Here is a 17,597-nt window from a genome sequence, read left to right as displayed (position 1 = left end):
TTTTTTTTGTGTGTTTTAAAAAGAAATAAGGTGGTTTGGCGGCTGCCAAACTTTCTATTATGGATGTGGGGGAGGAAGGCTCGGGGTATAGAGCTTGGTTTGGGCAGAGAGCGGTTGTCGAGAATTAGCGAAATGCCTTTATTTTTGATTTTCGACTTAATTGAGGCTCGTTTCGACTTAATTTACTCTCATTTTGACTTAATTTTGTGCATTCCGACTTAATTAGACCAGGGATATACCACACTCCGTATGTTTTGAATGTCAGTTTCAGCCGCGAAACCCTCCTACAACTCTTAAAATAGGAAGAAGATGTCCACAGCCATCTTCCAACACGCGATATTCTTCAGCAAAAGCTCCAAAAATCCATCAAAAGCAACACCAGCAGCAGCTTCAACCCTCTTTGAAGCCAAAAACTCATCCAAACGGCCCTGATCTTCCCTCCTAAATAAGATCTCCTCATCAACCCAAAGCCACATAATTTCACGGTAATCGTGATTTTATTCACGGTAATCCTTCATATATTCACGGATAAGCTTCATAATTTCACGGATAAAATTTTTTATCAAATTTTCGACACCGACCGCCCCACAGACCAGCCACTTATAGTATTCATCTCATCTTAACGCGTGCATCCATCCTCCTCCAAAAGCATCATCTTTTCGACAGAATCATACAGGTTAAGAAGGTAATCATGAGGCAATAATGGTGGATAGAGATTTGCATTTTCGGAAAAAGGCAGGCTATAATATAACTATAGTCAAAGTTAGTCAAAGTCAGAAGGGGGAGGGGAAATGAGGAATATTTCAGATGTAATTGAAAATTACTTAAAGCAAATTCTCTCGAGCTCTAATGATCCGTCCATTGAAATTAAGCGGACAGATATTGCTGAAAGGTTTCAATGCGTGCCTTCTCAAATAAACTACGTTATTAACACGAGATTTACGATTGAAAAGGGGTTCGTAGTGGAAAGTAAAAGAGGTGGAGGAGGATATATTCGGATCATGAAGGTCCGTACCGAAAGCTCTGCCCACTTAATTGATCACTTAACCACCTTGATTGGTGAGAGGATATCGCAAGGCAACGCAGAAAATGTAATAAAGAGACTTATGGAAGAGACGATCGTTTCAGAACGAGAAGCAAGACTTATGCTGAGCGTGATGGACAGATCTATTTTAAAACTTAATCTTCCAGAACGAGACGAATTACGAGCAGAATTATTAAAAGCTATGATAAAAACGTTAAAATATCGAACCACATAGCCCTTTTTTTCATTCTATATAAAGGGAGGGAGCAGAATGAATTGTGAAGAGTGCCATGAACGTGAAGCGTCATTGCATTTTACAAAGATCATAAATGGGGAGAAAACTGAATTTCACATTTGTGAACATTGTGCCAAAGAAAAAGGAGAATTCTTGCCGGGGTCGAATTCTTTTTCCATTCACCAATTGCTTTCTGGGCTTTTACACGGCGATGGACATGTCCCGAACACGCCATCATCCAACTTCATTCCGCCCTCATTAAGCTGTGAAAAATGCGGGATGAGTTATTATCAGTTTGCGAAGATCGGCCGCTTCGGGTGTGATAATTGCTACAAGGCGTTTGAATCGAAACTAAATCCTATTTTTAAAAGAGTTCATGGTGGTAACACTTTGCATGCGGGAAAGATTCCACTCCGTGCAGGAAGCAGTATTCAAGAAAAAAAGCAGCTTCAGCAATTAAAGCAAGCTTTGCAGCAGTATATATTAAATGAGGAATTTGAAAAAGCTGCTGAAACAAGGGATGTCATCAGAGAGATCGAGCACCGCTTGCAACAGGGGAGGGATACGTAACCGATGTCTTTGGAACGATTTATCAGTGACGCAATCAGTCCCTGGATGAAACGGGAGGGGCCGGAATCGGATATAGTTCTATCGAGCCGTGTCCGACTTGCAAGAAATATTCATCAATATGTATTTCCCATCGCAGCAGATAAAGAATCAGCTCATGAAGTCATTTCAGCGATCTCGACTTGTATGAGCTCAGAAAATGAAGAAGAAGCAGAAAAGCTTGAAATGCTGATGATGGAGGAGTTAAAACCTGTTCAAAAACGGGTACTTGTTGAGAAACATTTGATCAGTCCCAATTTAGCAGAGCAAGCGAAATACGGTGCAGTTCTCATGAATGCAGATGAATCGGTCAGCATCATGGTGAACGAAGAAGATCATATACGCATCCAATGTTTAGCACCAGGGTTTCAATTAGAAGAAGTGCTTCATCGGGCGAATGAGATCGATGATTTTATCGAAAAGAACGTTGATTATGCGTTTGATGAAAGACGAGGATATTTAACAAGCTGTCCGACGAATGTAGGAACTGGACTTCGTGCCTCTGTCATGATGCACCTTCCAGCTCTCGTACTCTCAAAAAAGATGAGCCGCATCATTCCAGCGATCAATCAGTTAGGGTTAGCGGTAAGAGGGATCTACGGGGAAGGTACCGAGGCGCAAGGAAACATTTTTCAAATTTCAAATCAGATGACACTAGGCAAGTCGGAAGAGGATATAATGGAAGATCTCGCAGGTGTCGTCATGCAGGTCATCCAACAAGAACGAGCAGCTCGTCAACAGCTGCAGGATGGATTGAAATTACAGCTTGAAGACAAGTTATTCCGTTCATTGGGAACATTAGAGAATTGCCGGATTATCCAATCAAAAGAAGCTGCCAAGTGTTTATCAGATGTGCGGCTAGGCATTGATTTAGAAATTTTACCTGGCATTTCAAAAACGATCCTCAATGAGCTTATGATACTTACACAACCAGGTTTTCTTCAACAATATGCAGGTGAAGTTCTAACTCCAGAAGAACGTGACATAAGAAGAGCCACTTTAATCAGAGAAAGAATAAAATTGGAAAACCGATAAGGAGCGTGACGAGTATGATGTTTGGTCGTTTTACTGAGAGAGCACAAAAAGTTTTAGCTTTAGCACAAGAAGAAGCGATTCGTTTAGGTCATAATAATGTGGGAACTGAACATATCCTGCTTGGACTGATCCGTGAAGGCGAAGGAATTGCAGCAAAAGCACTTCAAGTTCTTGGTCTAGGGCCAGAAAAGATTCAAAAAGAAGTGGAAACATTGATCGGTCGCGGTCAGGAAGCTGTTCAAACGATCCACTACACGCCGCGTGCTAAAAAAGTGATCGAACTTTCCATGGATGAAGCTCGTAAACTCGGACATTCATACGTGGGAACGGAACACATTCTATTAGGCTTGATCCGTGAAGGAGAAGGCGTTGCAGCTCGTGTTCTCAACAACCTTGGTGTCAGCCTTAACAAAGCCCGTCAACAAGTGCTGCAGTTACTAGGAAGCAATGAATCTTCTTCTAGTCATAGAGGTTCATCTGCTAGTGCCAACACACCTACGTTAGACAGCTTAGCGCGAGATCTAACAGCGATTGCTCGTGAAGGTACACTAGACCCGGTAATCGGGCGTGCGAAAGAAATTCAGCGTGTTATTGAGGTTCTGAGCCGCCGTACGAAGAACAATCCTGTATTGATAGGTGAGCCTGGTGTTGGTAAAACAGCTATCGCTGAAGGTTTAGCGCAGCAGATCATCAATAACGAAGTGCCAGAAACACTTCGTGATAAGCGTGTAATGACGCTTGATATGGGTACAGTTGTAGCTGGAACGAAGTACAGAGGTGAATTTGAAGACCGTCTAAAAAAAGTGATGGATGAGATCCGCCAAGCGGGCAACATCATTCTATTCATCGACGAACTTCATACACTGATCGGTGCAGGTGGAGCAGAAGGTGCGATCGATGCATCCAACATTCTAAAGCCAGCTCTTGCTCGTGGGGAACTTCAATGTATTGGTGCTACAACACTTGATGAATATAGAAAATATATTGAAAAAGATGCAGCGCTTGAGCGTCGTTTCCAGCCGATCACAGTTAACGAGCCGACGAAGGATGAGAGTATTCAAATTCTTCAAGGACTTCGCGATCGTTATGAAGCTCACCACCGTGTAACGATTACGGATGAAGCGATTGAAGCATCTGTTCAGTTATCTGATCGTTACATCTCAGATCGTTTCTTACCAGATAAAGCGATTGATCTTATTGATGAAGCGGCTTCAAAAGTTCGTCTTCGTTCATATACAGCTCCACCGAACTTAAAAGAGCTTGAACAAAAGCTCGAGGAAGTTCGTAAAGAGAAGGATGCGGCTGTTCAGAGTCAAGAATTTGAAAAAGCGGCTTCACTTCGAGATTCTGAGCAACGCCTTCGTGAAGAGTTAGAAAAGACGAAGGATGTTTGGAAAGAGAAGCAAGGTAAAGAAAACACAGAAGTAACACCAGAAGATATCGCGCAAGTAGTATCGTCTTGGACGGGAGTTCCGGTTTCCAAACTTGCTGAAGAGGAAACAGAACGCCTTCTGAAGATGGAAGAGATTCTGCATGATCGCGTTATCGGTCAATCAGAGGCTGTTACGGCAATCTCTAAGGCTATCCGAAGAGCACGTGCTGGACTTAAAGATCCGAAGCGTCCGATCGGCTCATTCATCTTCTTAGGACCAACAGGTGTTGGTAAAACTGAGCTTGCAAGAGCTGTTGCTGAGACACTATTTGGCGATGAAGATGCGATTATTCGTATCGATATGTCCGAGTACATGGAGAAGCATACAACATCTCGTCTCGTTGGATCACCTCCAGGCTATGTTGGACACGAAGAAGGCGGCCAGTTGACAGAAAAAGTTAGAAGAAAGCCTTACTCTGTTATCTTGCTTGATGAGATTGAAAAAGCGCATCCTGAAGTATTCAATATCTTACTTCAAGTGCTAGAAGATGGTCGTTTAACTGATTCTAAAGGACGTACGGTTGATTTCCGTAACACGGTTGTGATCATGACTTCAAACGTAGGAGCGAGCACGCTTAAGCGTAACCGTTCTCTAGGATTTGCTGTTCATAACGAAGGTCAGAAGTACAATGACATGAAGTCTAAAGTGATGGATGAACTAAAACGTGCTTTCCGTCCAGAGTTCCTTAACCGTATTGATGAAATCATCGTGTTCCATTCTCTAGAAAAAGAGCACTTACTAAGAATCGTTAGCCTGATGGCAGCATCACTGAAACAACGTTTAAGTGATCAAGGTATCGAGATCGAGTTAACACAAGCTGCGCTCGAAAAGATTACAGAAGAAGGATACGATCCAGATTACGGAGCTCGTCCGTTGCGTCGTGCCCTACAGCGTAAGATTGAAGATCGATTATCTGAAGAGCTTCTAAGAGGAAATATCAACAAAGGGCAGACCGTTAAGATTGATGTTGACGAGAACGATTTTGTCGTCCAAACGGTCTAACTTTTACCACATATGAGAATATCCTACAAAAGACCCGGAAGACAGACATGTCCTCCGGGTTTTTGTCGAAATAATCTTGCCTGTTCGCCTTTTTTTGCAGAGCTCAAATGGAAGTAGTTGTTAGGTTTTATGTTATGATATTAGTGAATAAATCTTGATATTTTCAGTATTTAACTTTCTTGAATTAGAAAGGCGTTTCCATACTCATGGTTGCTCTTAGGAGTGGTTGCTTTCCGTTACAGGTGTTCGCTTTCCGCGGGGCGTGCGGTGAGCCCCCTGCCGCTTTGCGCCTTTAGGGGTCTCTCCTGCCCACTCGTCCCGCAGGACAAGGAATGCTTCGGCAGCGACACATCGCACGAAGAAAATTTGAAGTGTAATTTTCGAGGAGTCTCACACCTTCCACTCCAATCAACCTTTCCATGAAGTTTTTTAAAAGTATCAATTTCTCGAAGCGTCTGAAACTAGAAACTAAAGGTTATGAAATAGATAGATATTAAAGTGTTAAGTTTTGAAGAGGAGTTTTTATAGATGGCTAAAGTAAAATCAATCTTTCTTTGCCAAGATTGCGGTTATGAATCACCGAAATGGATGGGGAAATGTCCCGGTTGCCATGCGTGGAACACGATGGTGGAGGAAACGATTCGTCCTGAAAAAAACATAAGAGGGTTAAGTTCTGGGGGAGATAAGAACGTAAAGCAGAAACCTCAGTCGATAGCGGATGTGAAAAGCGAGCAAGAGCCGCGAATACCAACAAACTATCAGGAGTTCAACCGTGTACTAGGTGGAGGAATCGTTCCAGGTTCAATGGTTTTAGTTGGTGGAGACCCCGGAATAGGTAAGTCCACCCTGTTGCTGCAAACATCAGCACAGCTCGCAAAAAAAGGAGAGCGTGTTCTATACATATCTGGTGAGGAATCTGTGAAACAGACGAAGCTGCGTGCCGATCGTTTAGAGATCGACGCAAAGGACTTATTTGTTTTGGCAGAAACAGATTTAGAACTGATCGAACAGGCGATGTCTGATGTGATGCCTTCTGTGATGATCATCGATTCGATTCAAACCGTTTATCGAGCTGAAGTCACTTCGGCTCCTGGAAGTGTATCGCAAGTACGAGAGTGTACATCGCATTTGATGCGAATGGCGAAAACAAAAGGTATCGCTGTATTTATTGTAGGACATGTTACAAAAGAAGGAAATATCGCGGGTCCGCGTCTTTTAGAGCACATGGTAGATGCCGTATTGTACTTTGAGGGTGAACGGCATCACACTTTCCGAATCTTAAGAGCAGTTAAGAACCGTTTTGGCTCTACGAATGAAATCGGTGTTTTTGAAATGAAAGAAGTAGGTCTGGAAGAAGTATTAAATCCTTCTGAAATCTTTTTAGAAGAACGTTCCAAAGGGGCAGCGGGTTCGACCGTAGTTGCTTCTCTCGAAGGAACTCGACCGATGTTAGTAGAGCTTCAGGCACTAATATCGCCAACAAGCTTTGGTAATCCTAGAAGGATGGCTACTGGTATCGATCATAACCGCGTCTCACTGCTTATGGCCGTTTTAGAAAAGAGAGTCGGGTTGCTGCTTCAGAACCAGGATGCTTATCTAAACGTTGCGGGCGGTGTCCGTCTGGATGAGCCGGCGATCGACCTTGCAGTTGCGATCAGCATCGCATCAAGCTTTCGCGATTCACCAACCAAGCCAACAGATGTTATGATTGGAGAAATAGGATTAACGGGAGAGGTTAGAAGAGTTTCCCGTATCGAGCAGCGCGTACATGAAGCTGCGAAGTTAGGTTTTACGCGAGCTATTATACCTGATAAAAATATCGGTGGCTGGACGGTTCCAAAAGGAATTCAAGTCGTCGGAGTATCGACCGTTTATGAGGCATTACAAGCAGCGTTAGGAGGGTAAAGTATATTATGGATCATGCGATTAAAGAAGCAATCATAAGCCAAATGCTACAGCTAGTTGCTCCCGGAACACCACTACGGGAAGGGATTGACAACGTACTGCGAGCGAACACAGGTGGACTGATCGTTGTTGGATATAACGATAAAGTAAAAGAAATCGTTGATGGAGGTTTCTCTATTAACTGCAAATACTCACCAGCATCTCTATATGAACTTGCTAAGATGGATGGTGCGATCATTTTAAACGAAGATGCTGTTAAGATTCTGTATGCGAACACACAACTGATTCCAGATACGGTTATTCCGTCAACAGAAACGGGGATCCGTCACAGAACGGCAGAACGTGTTGCGCGTCAAACAGGTAACCTTGTGATCTCCATTTCTCAACGTCGTAACGTAATCACTTTGTATCAGGGGATGATTCGTTATTCGTTAAAAGAGATCGGTGTGATCTTGACGAAAGCGAATCAAGCGATTCAAACGCTTGAGAAATATAAAGTTGTTTTCGACCAAAGTGTTACGAACCTTGGCGCTCTAGAATTTGAAGAATTAGTGACTTTCCAAGAAGTTACACAAGTTATTCACAGAATTGAGATGGTTTTACGCATAAAAAATGAGATTATTAAATATGTTAATGAACTTGGTGTTGAAGGAAGGCTAATTCGAATCCAGATGGAGGAGCTTGTTTCAAACATCGAGGAAGAAGCACTGCTTTTAATCAAGGACTATATGAAAGATCGTGAAAGTGATCCTTATGCGATTCTTCGCCAATTGAACAAACTATCATCTGAAGAATTGTTCGATGAATCCGTTATTATGAAACTTTTAGGCTTCTCAGCCGGTATGAATATGCAGGATGAGACGATTCATCCACGCGGTTACCGTATTCTTGGCAAGATTCCAAGGCTTCCAGCGGTTATTATCGAAAATCTGACAGATGCATTTGAAAACCTTCCGCAAATTTTGCGCGCGTCCATTGATGAATTGGACGAGGTAGAGGGTATCGGTGAGATCCGTGCCAAAAAAGTAAAAGAAGGTCTAAAACGCATTCAGGAACAGCTTTTCGTCGATCGTCATATCTAGTGGAAACTTCCTCTGAAAAAAAAGGAATTTTCTATCTTTTACACGTTTTTAATACGGTCATTTTGTAAATAATGATTAGGGGAGGTGAATCAGGCATGCTAAAAAGAATTGTTCAGCTATTTTTCATTGTAATAGGTGGCATGCTCGGCTATCTATATATACCAGATCTTATTCGTGTACTTAACTTCGGTGATCTTCCGAATCAGGTAACATCCCCATATGTCGGGGCAGTGATTGGTGCACTTATACTTTTTTTATCTACATTTTGGCTGTCAGATTACGTAGTAGGATTAATCCGCTGGGCTGAGGAAACAGTTGTAAAGGCTCCGGCTACTGACCTTTTATCTGGAACGATGGGGCTGATCATCGGACTGATCGTCGCGTTTTTAATCCAGTCACCGTTAAGTTCTATGGATATTGTTGTGGTCAGCTCCATACTACCTATCGCTATTACATTCCTTCTCGGTTATTTAGGCTTTCAGGTAGGTTTTAAAAAGAGAGATGAGTTGATTCAGCTGTTCTCATTGAAAAGCCAAGGAAAAGAGCGTAAAAAAGAAGCAGAGATCGAAAAGCCGAGTGGTAAGTATAAGATCCTAGATACGAGCGTCATTATCGATGGTCGAGTGGCTGATATCTGTCAAACTGGCTTTTTAGAAGGTCCGCTCATTATTCCTCGTTTTGTATTAGAAGAATTACAATATATTGCGGATTCTTCAGATGTTCTAAAACGTAACAGAGGACGCCGAGGTCTGGATATTCTAAATCGAATTCAAAAAGAGCTTTCTATGAAAGTTGAAATCTATGAAGGTGACTTTGAAGAAGTTACGGAAGTGGATAGTAAGCTAGTAAAACTCGCTCAGCTGCTATCCGGTGTCGTCGTAACGAATGATTTTAACTTGAACAAAGTATGTGAACTGCAAAACGTTGCAGTACTGAATATTAATGACCTAGCCAATGCGGTTAAACCGGTTGTTCTTCCGGGCGAAGAACTTGTTGTACAAGTGATTAAAGACGGAAAAGAACAGAGTCAAGGTGTAGGCTATCTGGACGATGGAACGATGATCGTCGTAGAAGATGGTCGTGATTATGTAGGCAAGACGATTGATGTTATCGTAACTTCTGTACTCCAAACATCAGCGGGCAGAATGATTTTTGCTAAAAAGAAACTATTAGAAAAAGCATTGTAACGAACGGTGGGGAAGCACGTGAATTATTGGACAGTCATTCCTGCTGCAGGACAAGGTAAACGAATGAAAGCTGGCATCTCAAAGCAGTGGATCGAGCTTTTAGGAAAACCAGTCCTCGCTCACACCCTTGATGTGTTTGAAAAAGATTCAAATTGCGAGGGAGTCATCTTGGTCGGTAGTGAAAAGGAATTGCAGCAGATGCAAGATTTTGTAGAGTCGTTCCAATATCAAAAAGTGCGCAAAATCGTTCCAGGCGGAAAAGAGCGTCAGCAAAGTGTTTATGAGGGTTTGAAGGTCGTACCTACTGATGCAGATCTCGTCCTCATTCATGATGCAGCGCGTCCTTTCATCACACACGATTCTATTTTACAACTAGTTAACACGGCACGAGATTCAGGCTCTGCCGTGTTAGCTGTTCCTGTAAAGGACACAGTTAAGCGGGTAATCGAGAATCAAGTGGAAGAAACGATCGACCGTTCCAGCTTGTGGGCTGTTCAAACCCCGCAAGCTTTTCGTCTTTCTATCGTAATGGATGCACACAAGAAAGCAGACGAAGAAGGCTATATTGGAACGGATGACGCAAGCCTAGTGGAACGAATTGGACGAACAGTCGCTATTGTAATGGGAGACTATCATAATATAAAATTAACTACGTCTGATGACTTGTTATTTGGACAAGCCATTTTGTTAGAGAGACAGGGGGAAAAAGCATGATGCGCATCGGACAGGGTTTTGATGTACATGCCTTCAGTGAGGGTCGTCCGTTAATCATTGGCGGTGTAACGATTCCTTATGAGAAGGGACTTTTAGGGCATTCTGATGCTGACGTTCTTTTGCATGCCATCACAGATGCATTGCTAGGTGCAGCGGGTGAAGGAGATATCGGCAAACACTTTCCAGATACAGATCCAGCTTACAAAGACGCAGATTCGAAGCGTTTGCTGCTCGATTCTTGGAAATTGGTTGAGAAAAAAGGTTATTCTTTAGGTAATATAGATTGTACGATCATTGCTCAAAAGCCAAAGATGCTTCCGTACATTGAAGAGATGCGCGGAGTGATCGCCGGTATTTTTGGGGTTGATGTAGAAAGAATCAACGTGAAAGCAACGACTACTGAAAAGCTAGGTTTCCCTGGACGCGAAGAGGGAATCGCAGCTCAAGCGGCTGTTTTGATAGAAAAGGCACTTTAAAAAATGTTGCTTTGGGAGCATTCCGTTCATTATCTTCTCTGATAAAGTTGATTGGAGTGGAAGATGCGAGACTCCTGTGGGACAGGCGGTTAGGTGAGACACTTAAGAGTGAAACGTACGAATGTGGCTCATCGACTGCCCCACGGAAAGCGAGCATCTGGAACGGAAATCAACTACTTTCAAAGGCATCATCGTTAAGTAAAAAATATTTTTAGAGGTGAAACATGATGGCAAACGAAGTTCGAGTGCGTTATGCACCAAGTCCAACGGGACACTTACATATAGGGAATGCACGTGCAGCTCTATTCAATTATCTATATGCACGCCATACTGGCGGGAAATTTATTATTCGTATTGAAGATACGGATCAAAAGCGTAACATTCAAGGCGGAGAAGAGAGTCAGCTGGATCACTTAAAATGGCTCGGTATGGATTGGGATGAAAGTGTTGATATCGGAGGAGATTACGGTCCGTATCGTCAGATGGAACGTTTAGATCTATACGAGAAGTATACAGATGAACTACTTTCAAAAGGTCTTGCATACACTTGTTATTGTACAGAAGAAGAGCTTGAAGTGTCTCGTGAAGAGCAGATGGCTAAAGGGGATACTCCTGTTTATGATGGACGCTGTCTAAACCTATCAGTGGAAGAAAAAGCGGCTCTAGAAGAAGAAGGTCGCCGTCCGAGCATTCGTTTTAAGGTTCCGCAAGACCGTACGATCACGTTTGATGACATGGTTAAAGGTGAAGTATCTTTTGAATCAAGTGGCTTTGGTGACTTTGTTATCGTGAAAAAAGATGGAATTCCAACTTACAACTATGCGGTTGTTATCGATGACCACGAAATGGCGATCACTCACGTACTGCGTGGAGATGATCACATCTCAAACACACCAAAGCAGTTATTGATCTATGATGCGTTAGGATTTTCGCATCCGAAGTTCGGTCATACAACATTAATCGTGAATGAAAATCGTAAGAAACTGAGCAAACGCGACGAATCGATCGTTCAGTTTATCGAGCAATACAAAGATCTCGGATACTTGCCAGAAGCGCTGTTTAACTTTATTGCTCTATTAGGCTGGTCTCCAGGTGGAGAAGAAGAGATCTTCAGCAAAGAACAGTTCATTGAAATTTTTGATCCAAACCGTTTATCCAAAGCACCTGCCGTGTTTGATACGCAAAAGTTAGAGTGGCTGAACAACCAATATATGAAGCAACAAGACGTAGCTCGTATCGTTGAGTTGTGTATGCCTCACCTTGTAAAAGCGGGCAGAGTGTCTATGAACCCTAGCCCTGAAGAACAAGAGTGGATTACGAAGCTTGTCGCTCTTCATCAGGAAAAAATGAGCTACGGTGCAGAGATCGTAGACTTAACGGAACTATTCTTCAAAGAAGAGATCGAGTACGAAGGGGAAGCATTTGAAGTATTGCAAGGTGAAGGTGTTCCATCCGTTATGGAATCGTTCTTAACTCAGATCGAAAACAGTGATTCTTTTGAAGCGGAAGACATCAAAGCAATGATGAAAGCTGTTCAAAAGGAAACGGGTCAAAAAGGGAAGAACTTGTTCATGCCGATCCGTGTGGCGACGACTGGTCAGCAACATGGTCCAGACCTGCCTGCTGCTGTTTCTCTTTTAGGAAAAGATGTTATTACAAAGCGCGTAAATGCTGTACTGACTCAAATTAAAAAGTAATAAAAGTACACATTTTGCAAAGATTATAATATAGTAAAAGAAACTTATAATAAACGTGTAAAACGCAGATGAGGAAAGTAGGCTAGCGCCTTTTCATAGTAGAGAGAACCATCACCGGCTGAAAGTGGTTCATGAAAATGCTTGCTGAAGTGCCCCTCGGAGTCCCATGCCGAAAATTTTAGTAGGTTTGGGCGGCAACTCCCCGTTATGGAGCTTAAGGGAACAGGTGAGTTTAATAAGCCTGTTAAACAGAGTGGAACCGCGTCTATCCGTACGTCTCTGTGTCATATTTGGCACAGGGGCGTTTTTTATTTGTAGTCTTCGTCGCTCTTGAAAGTAGTTGATTTCCGTTACAGGTACTCGCTTTCCGGGGGGCGTGCGGTGAGCCTCTTAGCGCTTAGCGCTGTTAAGAGTCTCACCTGTCCCGCTGATCCCCCAGGAGTCTCGCACCTTACACTCCAATCAATTTTGCGATGAAGAAAATAAAAAATGCCTGAGACATCACGCGTAACAGGCAAGTCCCTTTTATAAAAAGGCAAGGAGGTTGGAGAACATGTTTTCAGCCATGAAAGAAGACATTCAGGTTGTTTTTGAGAAAGACCCAGCGGCTAGAAGTTCATTCGAAGTATTTTTAACATACTCTGGACTGCACGCGGTTTGGGCCCATAGATTAGCACATAAGTTATTCAAACGAAACTGGCTGTTTTTAGCCCGCTTGATCTCACAGATCAGCCGCTTTTTTACCGGCATCGAAATACACCCGGGCGCACAGATCGGCCGCCGCTTTTTTATCGATCATGGAATGGGTGTGGTGATCGGCGAAACGTGTATCATCGGTAATGATGTAACGCTCTATCAAGGCGTTACGCTCGGAGGTACGGGAAAAGAAAAAGGTAAAAGGCATCCTACGCTCGAAGATCACGTTCTTGTTGCTACAGGAGCCAAGGTTCTAGGGAACATTACCATCGGAAAAAATTCAAAAGTGGGAGCAGGATCGGTTGTTCTGCAACATGTTCCGCCTGATGCGACCGTAGTAGGGATTCCAGGAAGAGTTGTGATTAAAGACGGCATCAAAGTAGGATGCGAACTTGATCATCGCGATTTGCCTGATCCGGTAGCTGATAAATTTAGAGAGATGCATAACGAGATGAAACGAATGCGTGAAGAATTGGAAACATTGAAAAAAGGGAGTGAAGTTTAAATGGGTATTAAAATCTATAATACGATGACACGTCAAAAAGAGCTTTTTGTTCCGTTAGAAGAAGGAAAAGTAAAAATGTATGTGTGTGGACCGACTGTATATAACTATATCCATATCGGTAACGCAAGACCGGCTATTGTTTTTGATACGGTAAGAAAGTATTTGGAATACAGAAATTATAAAGTGCAATTCATCTCCAATTTTACGGATGTTGATGATAAGCTCATTAAAGCGGCTAACGAGATGGGAAGCGATGTTCCAACGATCGCTGAGAAATTCATCAACGCCTACCATGAGGATACTTGCGCATTAGGCGTACAAAAGGCTGACGCACACCCGCGTGTAACAGAAACGATGCCAGAGATCATTGATTTTATCGAGAACCTTATCAAAAAAGGGTTTGCTTATGAAGCAGCGGGGGATGTTTATTTTAAAACGCGTTCGTTCAATGGCTATGGTAAACTATCTCATCAATCGATCGATGACTTAAGATCTGGTGCGAGAATTGAAGTAGGAGAGAAAAAAGAAGATCCTCTTGATTTTGCACTATGGAAAGCAGCGAAGGATGGAGAGATCTATTGGGAAAGTCCTTGGGGTAAAGGTCGTCCAGGCTGGCATATCGAATGCTCGGCGATGGCGAAAAAATACTTAGGTGATTCGATCGACATCCATGGCGGCGGTCAAGATCTAGCATTTCCGCATCATGAGAATGAGATCGCACAATCGGAAGCATTAAATGAAGCTCCGATGGCTAAGTATTGGATGCATAATGGGTATATTAATATTGATAACGAAAAAATGTCCAAATCACTTGGGAACTTCGTACTGGTTCATGACCTTGTACAACAGCAGGATCCGCAAGTTATCCGATTCTTTATGCTAGCGGTACACTACCGCAATCCGATCAACTTCAGTCAAGAGTTGTTAGAAGCGGCTGAGGCAGGGTTGAATAGAATCCGTACGTCTTATGAAAACTTGAAACACCGCTTGAGTGTATCGGCAGACCTATCTAATGATACAGAAAAATGGACTCAGCTTGTTAAAGAAACAAGAGAGAAATTTATCACGGATATGGACGATGATTTTAATACGGCGAATGCGATTTCTCATCTTTTTGATTTTTCGAGAGAAGCGAACGTATACCTGCAAGAAAAGAACACTTCTAAAGCCGTTATTACAGAGTTCATTGCTCTGTTCGATGAGCTTGCTGGAGTGCTGGGGCTTACTCTTCATAAAGAAGAGGAATTGTTAGATGAAGAAATCGACGCTCTCATTCAAGAACGTAATCAAGCGCGTAAAGAAAAGAACTTTGCTCGCGCTGACGAAATTCGTGATCAGTTAAAAGAACAGAACATCATTTTGGAAGATACTGCACAAGGTGTTCGGTGGAAAAGAGATAAGTAAATGAAGATAACGGACTCAGATATTAAACAACTGAACGGAACCACGCTTGCTTATATGGGAGATGCAGTTATGGAGCAATTCGTGCGTGAACACCTAATCCGTAACGGACAGGTGAAGCCGAATAAGCTCCATGTATCTGCAACAAAATTTGTTTCAGCAAAAGCGCAAGCGAGCATGGTCGTTCAGCTGCTTGAAGAAAACTATTTTACAGAAGAAGAGGTCGCTGTGATTAAGCGTGGCCGCAATGCGAACCAGGGAACGGTACCGAAAAATACGGATGTTCAAACGTATCGGCATGCCACAAGCTTTGAAGCGATCATCGGTTATCTTTATCTGTTGAATAACCATGAACGATTAACGAACATGATGGAATATGTGTTATCAGATAATAAAAAGGGGGAGGTCTAAAAGATGAGTGAAACAAAAGAACAAAAAGAACAAGAACTAATCATCGGAAGAAATCCAGTTATGGAAGTACTGCGCTCTGGCCGTGATATCAATAAAATTTTCGTGGGTGAAGGATCTCAAAAAGGACCGGTAAGCACGATCGTCTCAATGGCGAAAAAACAAAATGTCCTTGTGCAATATGTACCAAAGCAGAAGCTCGATTCATTAAGCGGAGGAGGCAATCACCAAGGTGTGATCGCGGGTGTTGCAGCCTACTCTTATGCAGATATCGATGATTTGTTTAAAATTGCTGAAGAGCGTGGAGAAGAGCCGTTCTTTCTTTTATTGGACGAGCTTGAAGATCCGCATAATCTAGGTTCGATCATGCGTACAGCTGATGCAGTCGGTGCACATGGTATCATCATTCCGAAAAGACGTTCAGTAGGACTGACCGCTACAGTAGCAAAAGCTTCAACGGGTGCGATCGAGTACATTCCGGTTGTTCGTGTAACGAATCTTGTCCAAACGATGAAAGAGTTAAGGGACCGTGGTATGTGGTTTGCCGGCGCTGACATGAAAGGGAAAGATGACTATAGACAAGCGAAGTGGGACATGCCTTTAGGTCTTGTGATCGGAAGCGAAGGTAAAGGGATGGGAAGACTCGTATCAGAAACGTGCGATTTCCTTGTTCAGCTTCCGATGAAAGGGAAGGTTACCTCGCTTAATGCATCCGTTGCAGCTAGTCTCTTGATGTATGAAGTGTACCGTAACCGTAATCCGTTAGAAGCCCGAAAATGAAAACTCGCCACTATTTGATTGTTGATGGCTACAACATCATTGGCGCTTGGCCCGAATTACGGAGCTTGAAAACATCGGATTTTGCCAAAGCAAGAGACCTGCTGATCGAATATATGGCAGAATACCAGGGAACGACTGGGTATCAAGTAATCGTCGTATTTGATGCCCACCTCACACCTGGCACAGAGAAAAAAACGAAAAACCACCGCGTTGAAGTCATTTTCACAAGAGAGAACGAAACGGCAGATGAACGGATCGAACGTCTAGTCGGAGAGTTGAAATCAATCGATACGCGAATTTATGTCGCAACTTCAGATTCAACGGAACAGTGGCAGATTTTTGGTAAAGGCGCATTGAGAAAATCTGCGAGAGAATTAAAGAATGAGATGGATGAAATAGAAAAGCATATTCATGTGTCCGTTGGCGAGCGGAAAAGGAAGCAAACCTCCTCCTCTATCCTTCTTTCAGACGAAATTGCCGAAATATTTGAAAGATGGAGAAGAGGGCAAAAATAAGGAATCTTGACGCTTTTGTGAACTATGAGCTATAATATTGCTATATTTTGCCGGTAAAAACCTGGTGGGGGGATTTGTCGTGAACATAGATCTCAAGGAACGGTCAGTAAGCGATTACGAGCTCATGGAAGATGAAAGCCTTGTGGAACTGGTTCATGAGGGGGACAGCGCAGCACTTGAATATTTGATCAACAAATATAAAAACTTTGTTCGTGCGAAAGCAAGATCATACTTTTTGATCGGTGCAGACCGTGAAGATATCATTCAAGAAGGCATGATCGGGCTGTATAAAGCCATTCGCGATTTTAAAGAGGACAAGCTGTCATCCTTTAAAGCTTTTGCCGAACTATGTATAACAAGGCAAATGATTACCGCTATCAAAACGGCAACTAGACAAAAGCACATTCCGTTAAATTCTTACGTGTCGTTGGACAAGCCGATCTATGATGAGGAGTCCGACCGTACACTAATGGATGTTATATGCGGTACAAAAGTCACTGATCCAGAAGAACTGATTATCAATCAAGAAGAATTTGATGATATTGAAGTGAAGATGGGAGAAATATTAAGTGACCTGGAACGCAAAGTTCTGATGCTGTATCTTGACGGAAGATCGTACCAGGAAATCTCAGTGGATCTCGACAGACACGTGAAGTCGATCGACAACGCGCTTCAGCGAGTGAAACGTAAATTAGAGCGTTATTTAGAGCTAAGAGAAATATCATCTTAAGAGCGGGGATTGTTCCTGCTCTTTTTCTTTTGGTTTTAAGTGGTTGTATGAGCTAGTATACGTGTGGGTGGGGTATTGGACGGGGTGATGACAGTCGAATTTTGTCAACTCGTCGATATATGCGCAAAACTCGCGGGATTATGGCTGAACCTCGCTGAATTAATGA

18 protein-coding genes and 1 other annotated feature are annotated in these 17,597 nt (G+C 42.8%); of the genes, 17 read left to right on the top strand and 1 reads right to left on the bottom strand.

The features are described from left to right. Positions 1-222 (top strand): hypothetical protein (locus HU823_RS22030; protein WP_231607587.1); only part of this gene is annotated, 222 nt, incomplete at its 5' end. 71 nt (positions 223-293) lie between these two features. On the opposite strand, the gene HU823_RS22195 is transcribed toward HU823_RS22030, so the two are convergent. Beyond that, positions 294-422 (bottom strand): hypothetical protein, encoded by a 129-nt coding sequence (locus HU823_RS22195; RefSeq protein WP_255548992.1) that lies wholly within the window; start codon positions 420-422, stop codon positions 294-296. A 369-nt stretch (positions 423-791) separates the two neighbouring features. Between HU823_RS22195 and HU823_RS20790 the strand changes: the two genes are divergently transcribed. The 16 genes from HU823_RS20790 (at position 792) to sigH (ending at position 17,431) form a co-directional block, all read left to right on the top strand. Then, on the top strand, positions 792-1,259 hold the full coding sequence (locus tag HU823_RS20790) for a CtsR family transcriptional regulator (RefSeq protein ID WP_137792299.1): 468 nt from the start codon (positions 792-794) through the stop codon (positions 1,257-1,259). Positions 1,260-1,295: 36 nt separating this feature from the next. Further along, on the top strand, positions 1,296-1,829 hold the full coding sequence (locus HU823_RS20785) for a UvrB/UvrC motif-containing protein (protein WP_066390592.1): 534 nt from the start codon (positions 1,296-1,298) through the stop codon (positions 1,827-1,829). 3 nt (positions 1,830-1,832) lie between these two features. Beyond that, on the top strand, positions 1,833-2,900 hold the full coding sequence (locus tag HU823_RS20780; protein WP_144704541.1) for a protein arginine kinase: 1,068 nt from the start codon (positions 1,833-1,835) through the stop codon (positions 2,898-2,900). Between the two features lie 14 nt (positions 2,901-2,914). Continuing rightward, positions 2,915-5,335: an ATP-dependent protease ATP-binding subunit ClpC gene (clpC, locus tag HU823_RS20775; RefSeq protein WP_144704544.1), complete on the top strand. Its 2,421-nt coding sequence runs from the start codon at positions 2,915-2,917 to the stop codon at positions 5,333-5,335. A 528-nt stretch (positions 5,336-5,863) separates the two neighbouring features. After that, on the top strand, positions 5,864-7,240 hold the full coding sequence (gene radA / locus HU823_RS20770; RefSeq protein ID WP_144704547.1) for a DNA repair protein RadA: 1,377 nt from the start codon (positions 5,864-5,866) through the stop codon (positions 7,238-7,240). A gap of 8 nt (positions 7,241-7,248) precedes the next feature. After that, positions 7,249-8,322, top strand: coding sequence for a DNA integrity scanning diadenylate cyclase DisA (gene disA / locus HU823_RS20765; RefSeq protein WP_066390602.1), 1,074 nt, complete (start codon positions 7,249-7,251; stop codon positions 8,320-8,322). A 95-nt stretch (positions 8,323-8,417) separates the two neighbouring features. Continuing rightward, positions 8,418-9,509: a PIN/TRAM domain-containing protein gene (locus tag HU823_RS20760; RefSeq protein ID WP_197223248.1), complete on the top strand. Its 1,092-nt coding sequence runs from the start codon at positions 8,418-8,420 to the stop codon at positions 9,507-9,509. A gap of 18 nt (positions 9,510-9,527) precedes the next feature. Continuing rightward, positions 9,528-10,223 carry a 2-C-methyl-D-erythritol 4-phosphate cytidylyltransferase gene (gene ispD, locus HU823_RS20755; RefSeq protein ID WP_197223247.1) on the top strand — a complete coding sequence of 232 codons (696 nt, stop codon included), beginning with the start codon at positions 9,528-9,530 and terminating at the stop codon, positions 10,221-10,223. Then, a complete protein-coding gene (gene ispF, locus HU823_RS20750; protein WP_197223246.1) occupies positions 10,220-10,699 on the top strand; it encodes a 2-C-methyl-D-erythritol 2,4-cyclodiphosphate synthase in 480 nt (159 codons plus the stop codon). The genes ispD and ispF overlap by 4 nt, the downstream gene beginning before the upstream one ends. Positions 10,700-10,926: 227 nt before the next feature. Then, positions 10,927-12,396 carry a glutamate--tRNA ligase gene (gene gltX / locus HU823_RS20745; RefSeq protein WP_144704618.1) on the top strand — a complete coding sequence of 490 codons (1,470 nt, stop codon included), beginning with the start codon at positions 10,927-10,929 and terminating at the stop codon, positions 12,394-12,396. Positions 12,397-12,452: 56 nt separating this feature from the next. Continuing rightward, positions 12,453-12,680 (top strand) — a binding site (T-box leader). A 260-nt stretch (positions 12,681-12,940) separates the two neighbouring features. Then, the gene (gene cysE, locus HU823_RS20740; RefSeq protein WP_265589178.1) at positions 12,941-13,597 is read left to right on the top strand and encodes a serine O-acetyltransferase; all 657 of its coding nucleotides are present in this window, start codon (positions 12,941-12,943) and stop codon (positions 13,595-13,597) included. Continuing rightward, positions 13,598-15,001, top strand: coding sequence for a cysteine--tRNA ligase (cysS, locus tag HU823_RS20735; RefSeq protein ID WP_197223245.1), 1,404 nt, complete (start codon positions 13,598-13,600; stop codon positions 14,999-15,001). It abuts the gene before it with no gap. Next, positions 15,002-15,409 (top strand): Mini-ribonuclease 3, encoded by a 408-nt coding sequence (locus HU823_RS20730; protein WP_144704562.1) that lies wholly within the window; start codon positions 15,002-15,004, stop codon positions 15,407-15,409. It abuts the gene before it with no gap. Positions 15,410-15,412: 3 nt separating this feature from the next. Continuing rightward, positions 15,413-16,186, top strand: coding sequence for a 23S rRNA (guanosine(2251)-2'-O)-methyltransferase RlmB (gene rlmB / locus HU823_RS20725; protein WP_144704565.1), 774 nt, complete (start codon positions 15,413-15,415; stop codon positions 16,184-16,186). Then, positions 16,183-16,701 carry an NYN domain-containing protein gene (locus HU823_RS20720; RefSeq protein ID WP_137792248.1) on the top strand — a complete coding sequence of 173 codons (519 nt, stop codon included), beginning with the start codon at positions 16,183-16,185 and terminating at the stop codon, positions 16,699-16,701. Before rlmB ends, HU823_RS20720 begins: the two co-directional genes overlap by 4 nt. 79 nt (positions 16,702-16,780) lie before the next feature. Continuing rightward, a complete protein-coding gene (gene sigH, locus HU823_RS20715; protein WP_066390628.1) occupies positions 16,781-17,431 on the top strand; it encodes an RNA polymerase sporulation sigma factor SigH in 651 nt (216 codons plus the stop codon). The last annotated feature ends 166 nt before the right edge of the window (positions 17,432-17,597 follow it).

This window comes from Fictibacillus sp. 18YEL24, from assembly GCF_015903855.1.
GTDB classification, from domain to species: domain Bacteria; phylum Bacillota; class Bacilli; order Bacillales; family Fictibacillaceae; genus Fictibacillus; species Fictibacillus phosphorivorans_C.
This window is presented reverse-complemented; position numbering and strand designations above follow the sequence as displayed.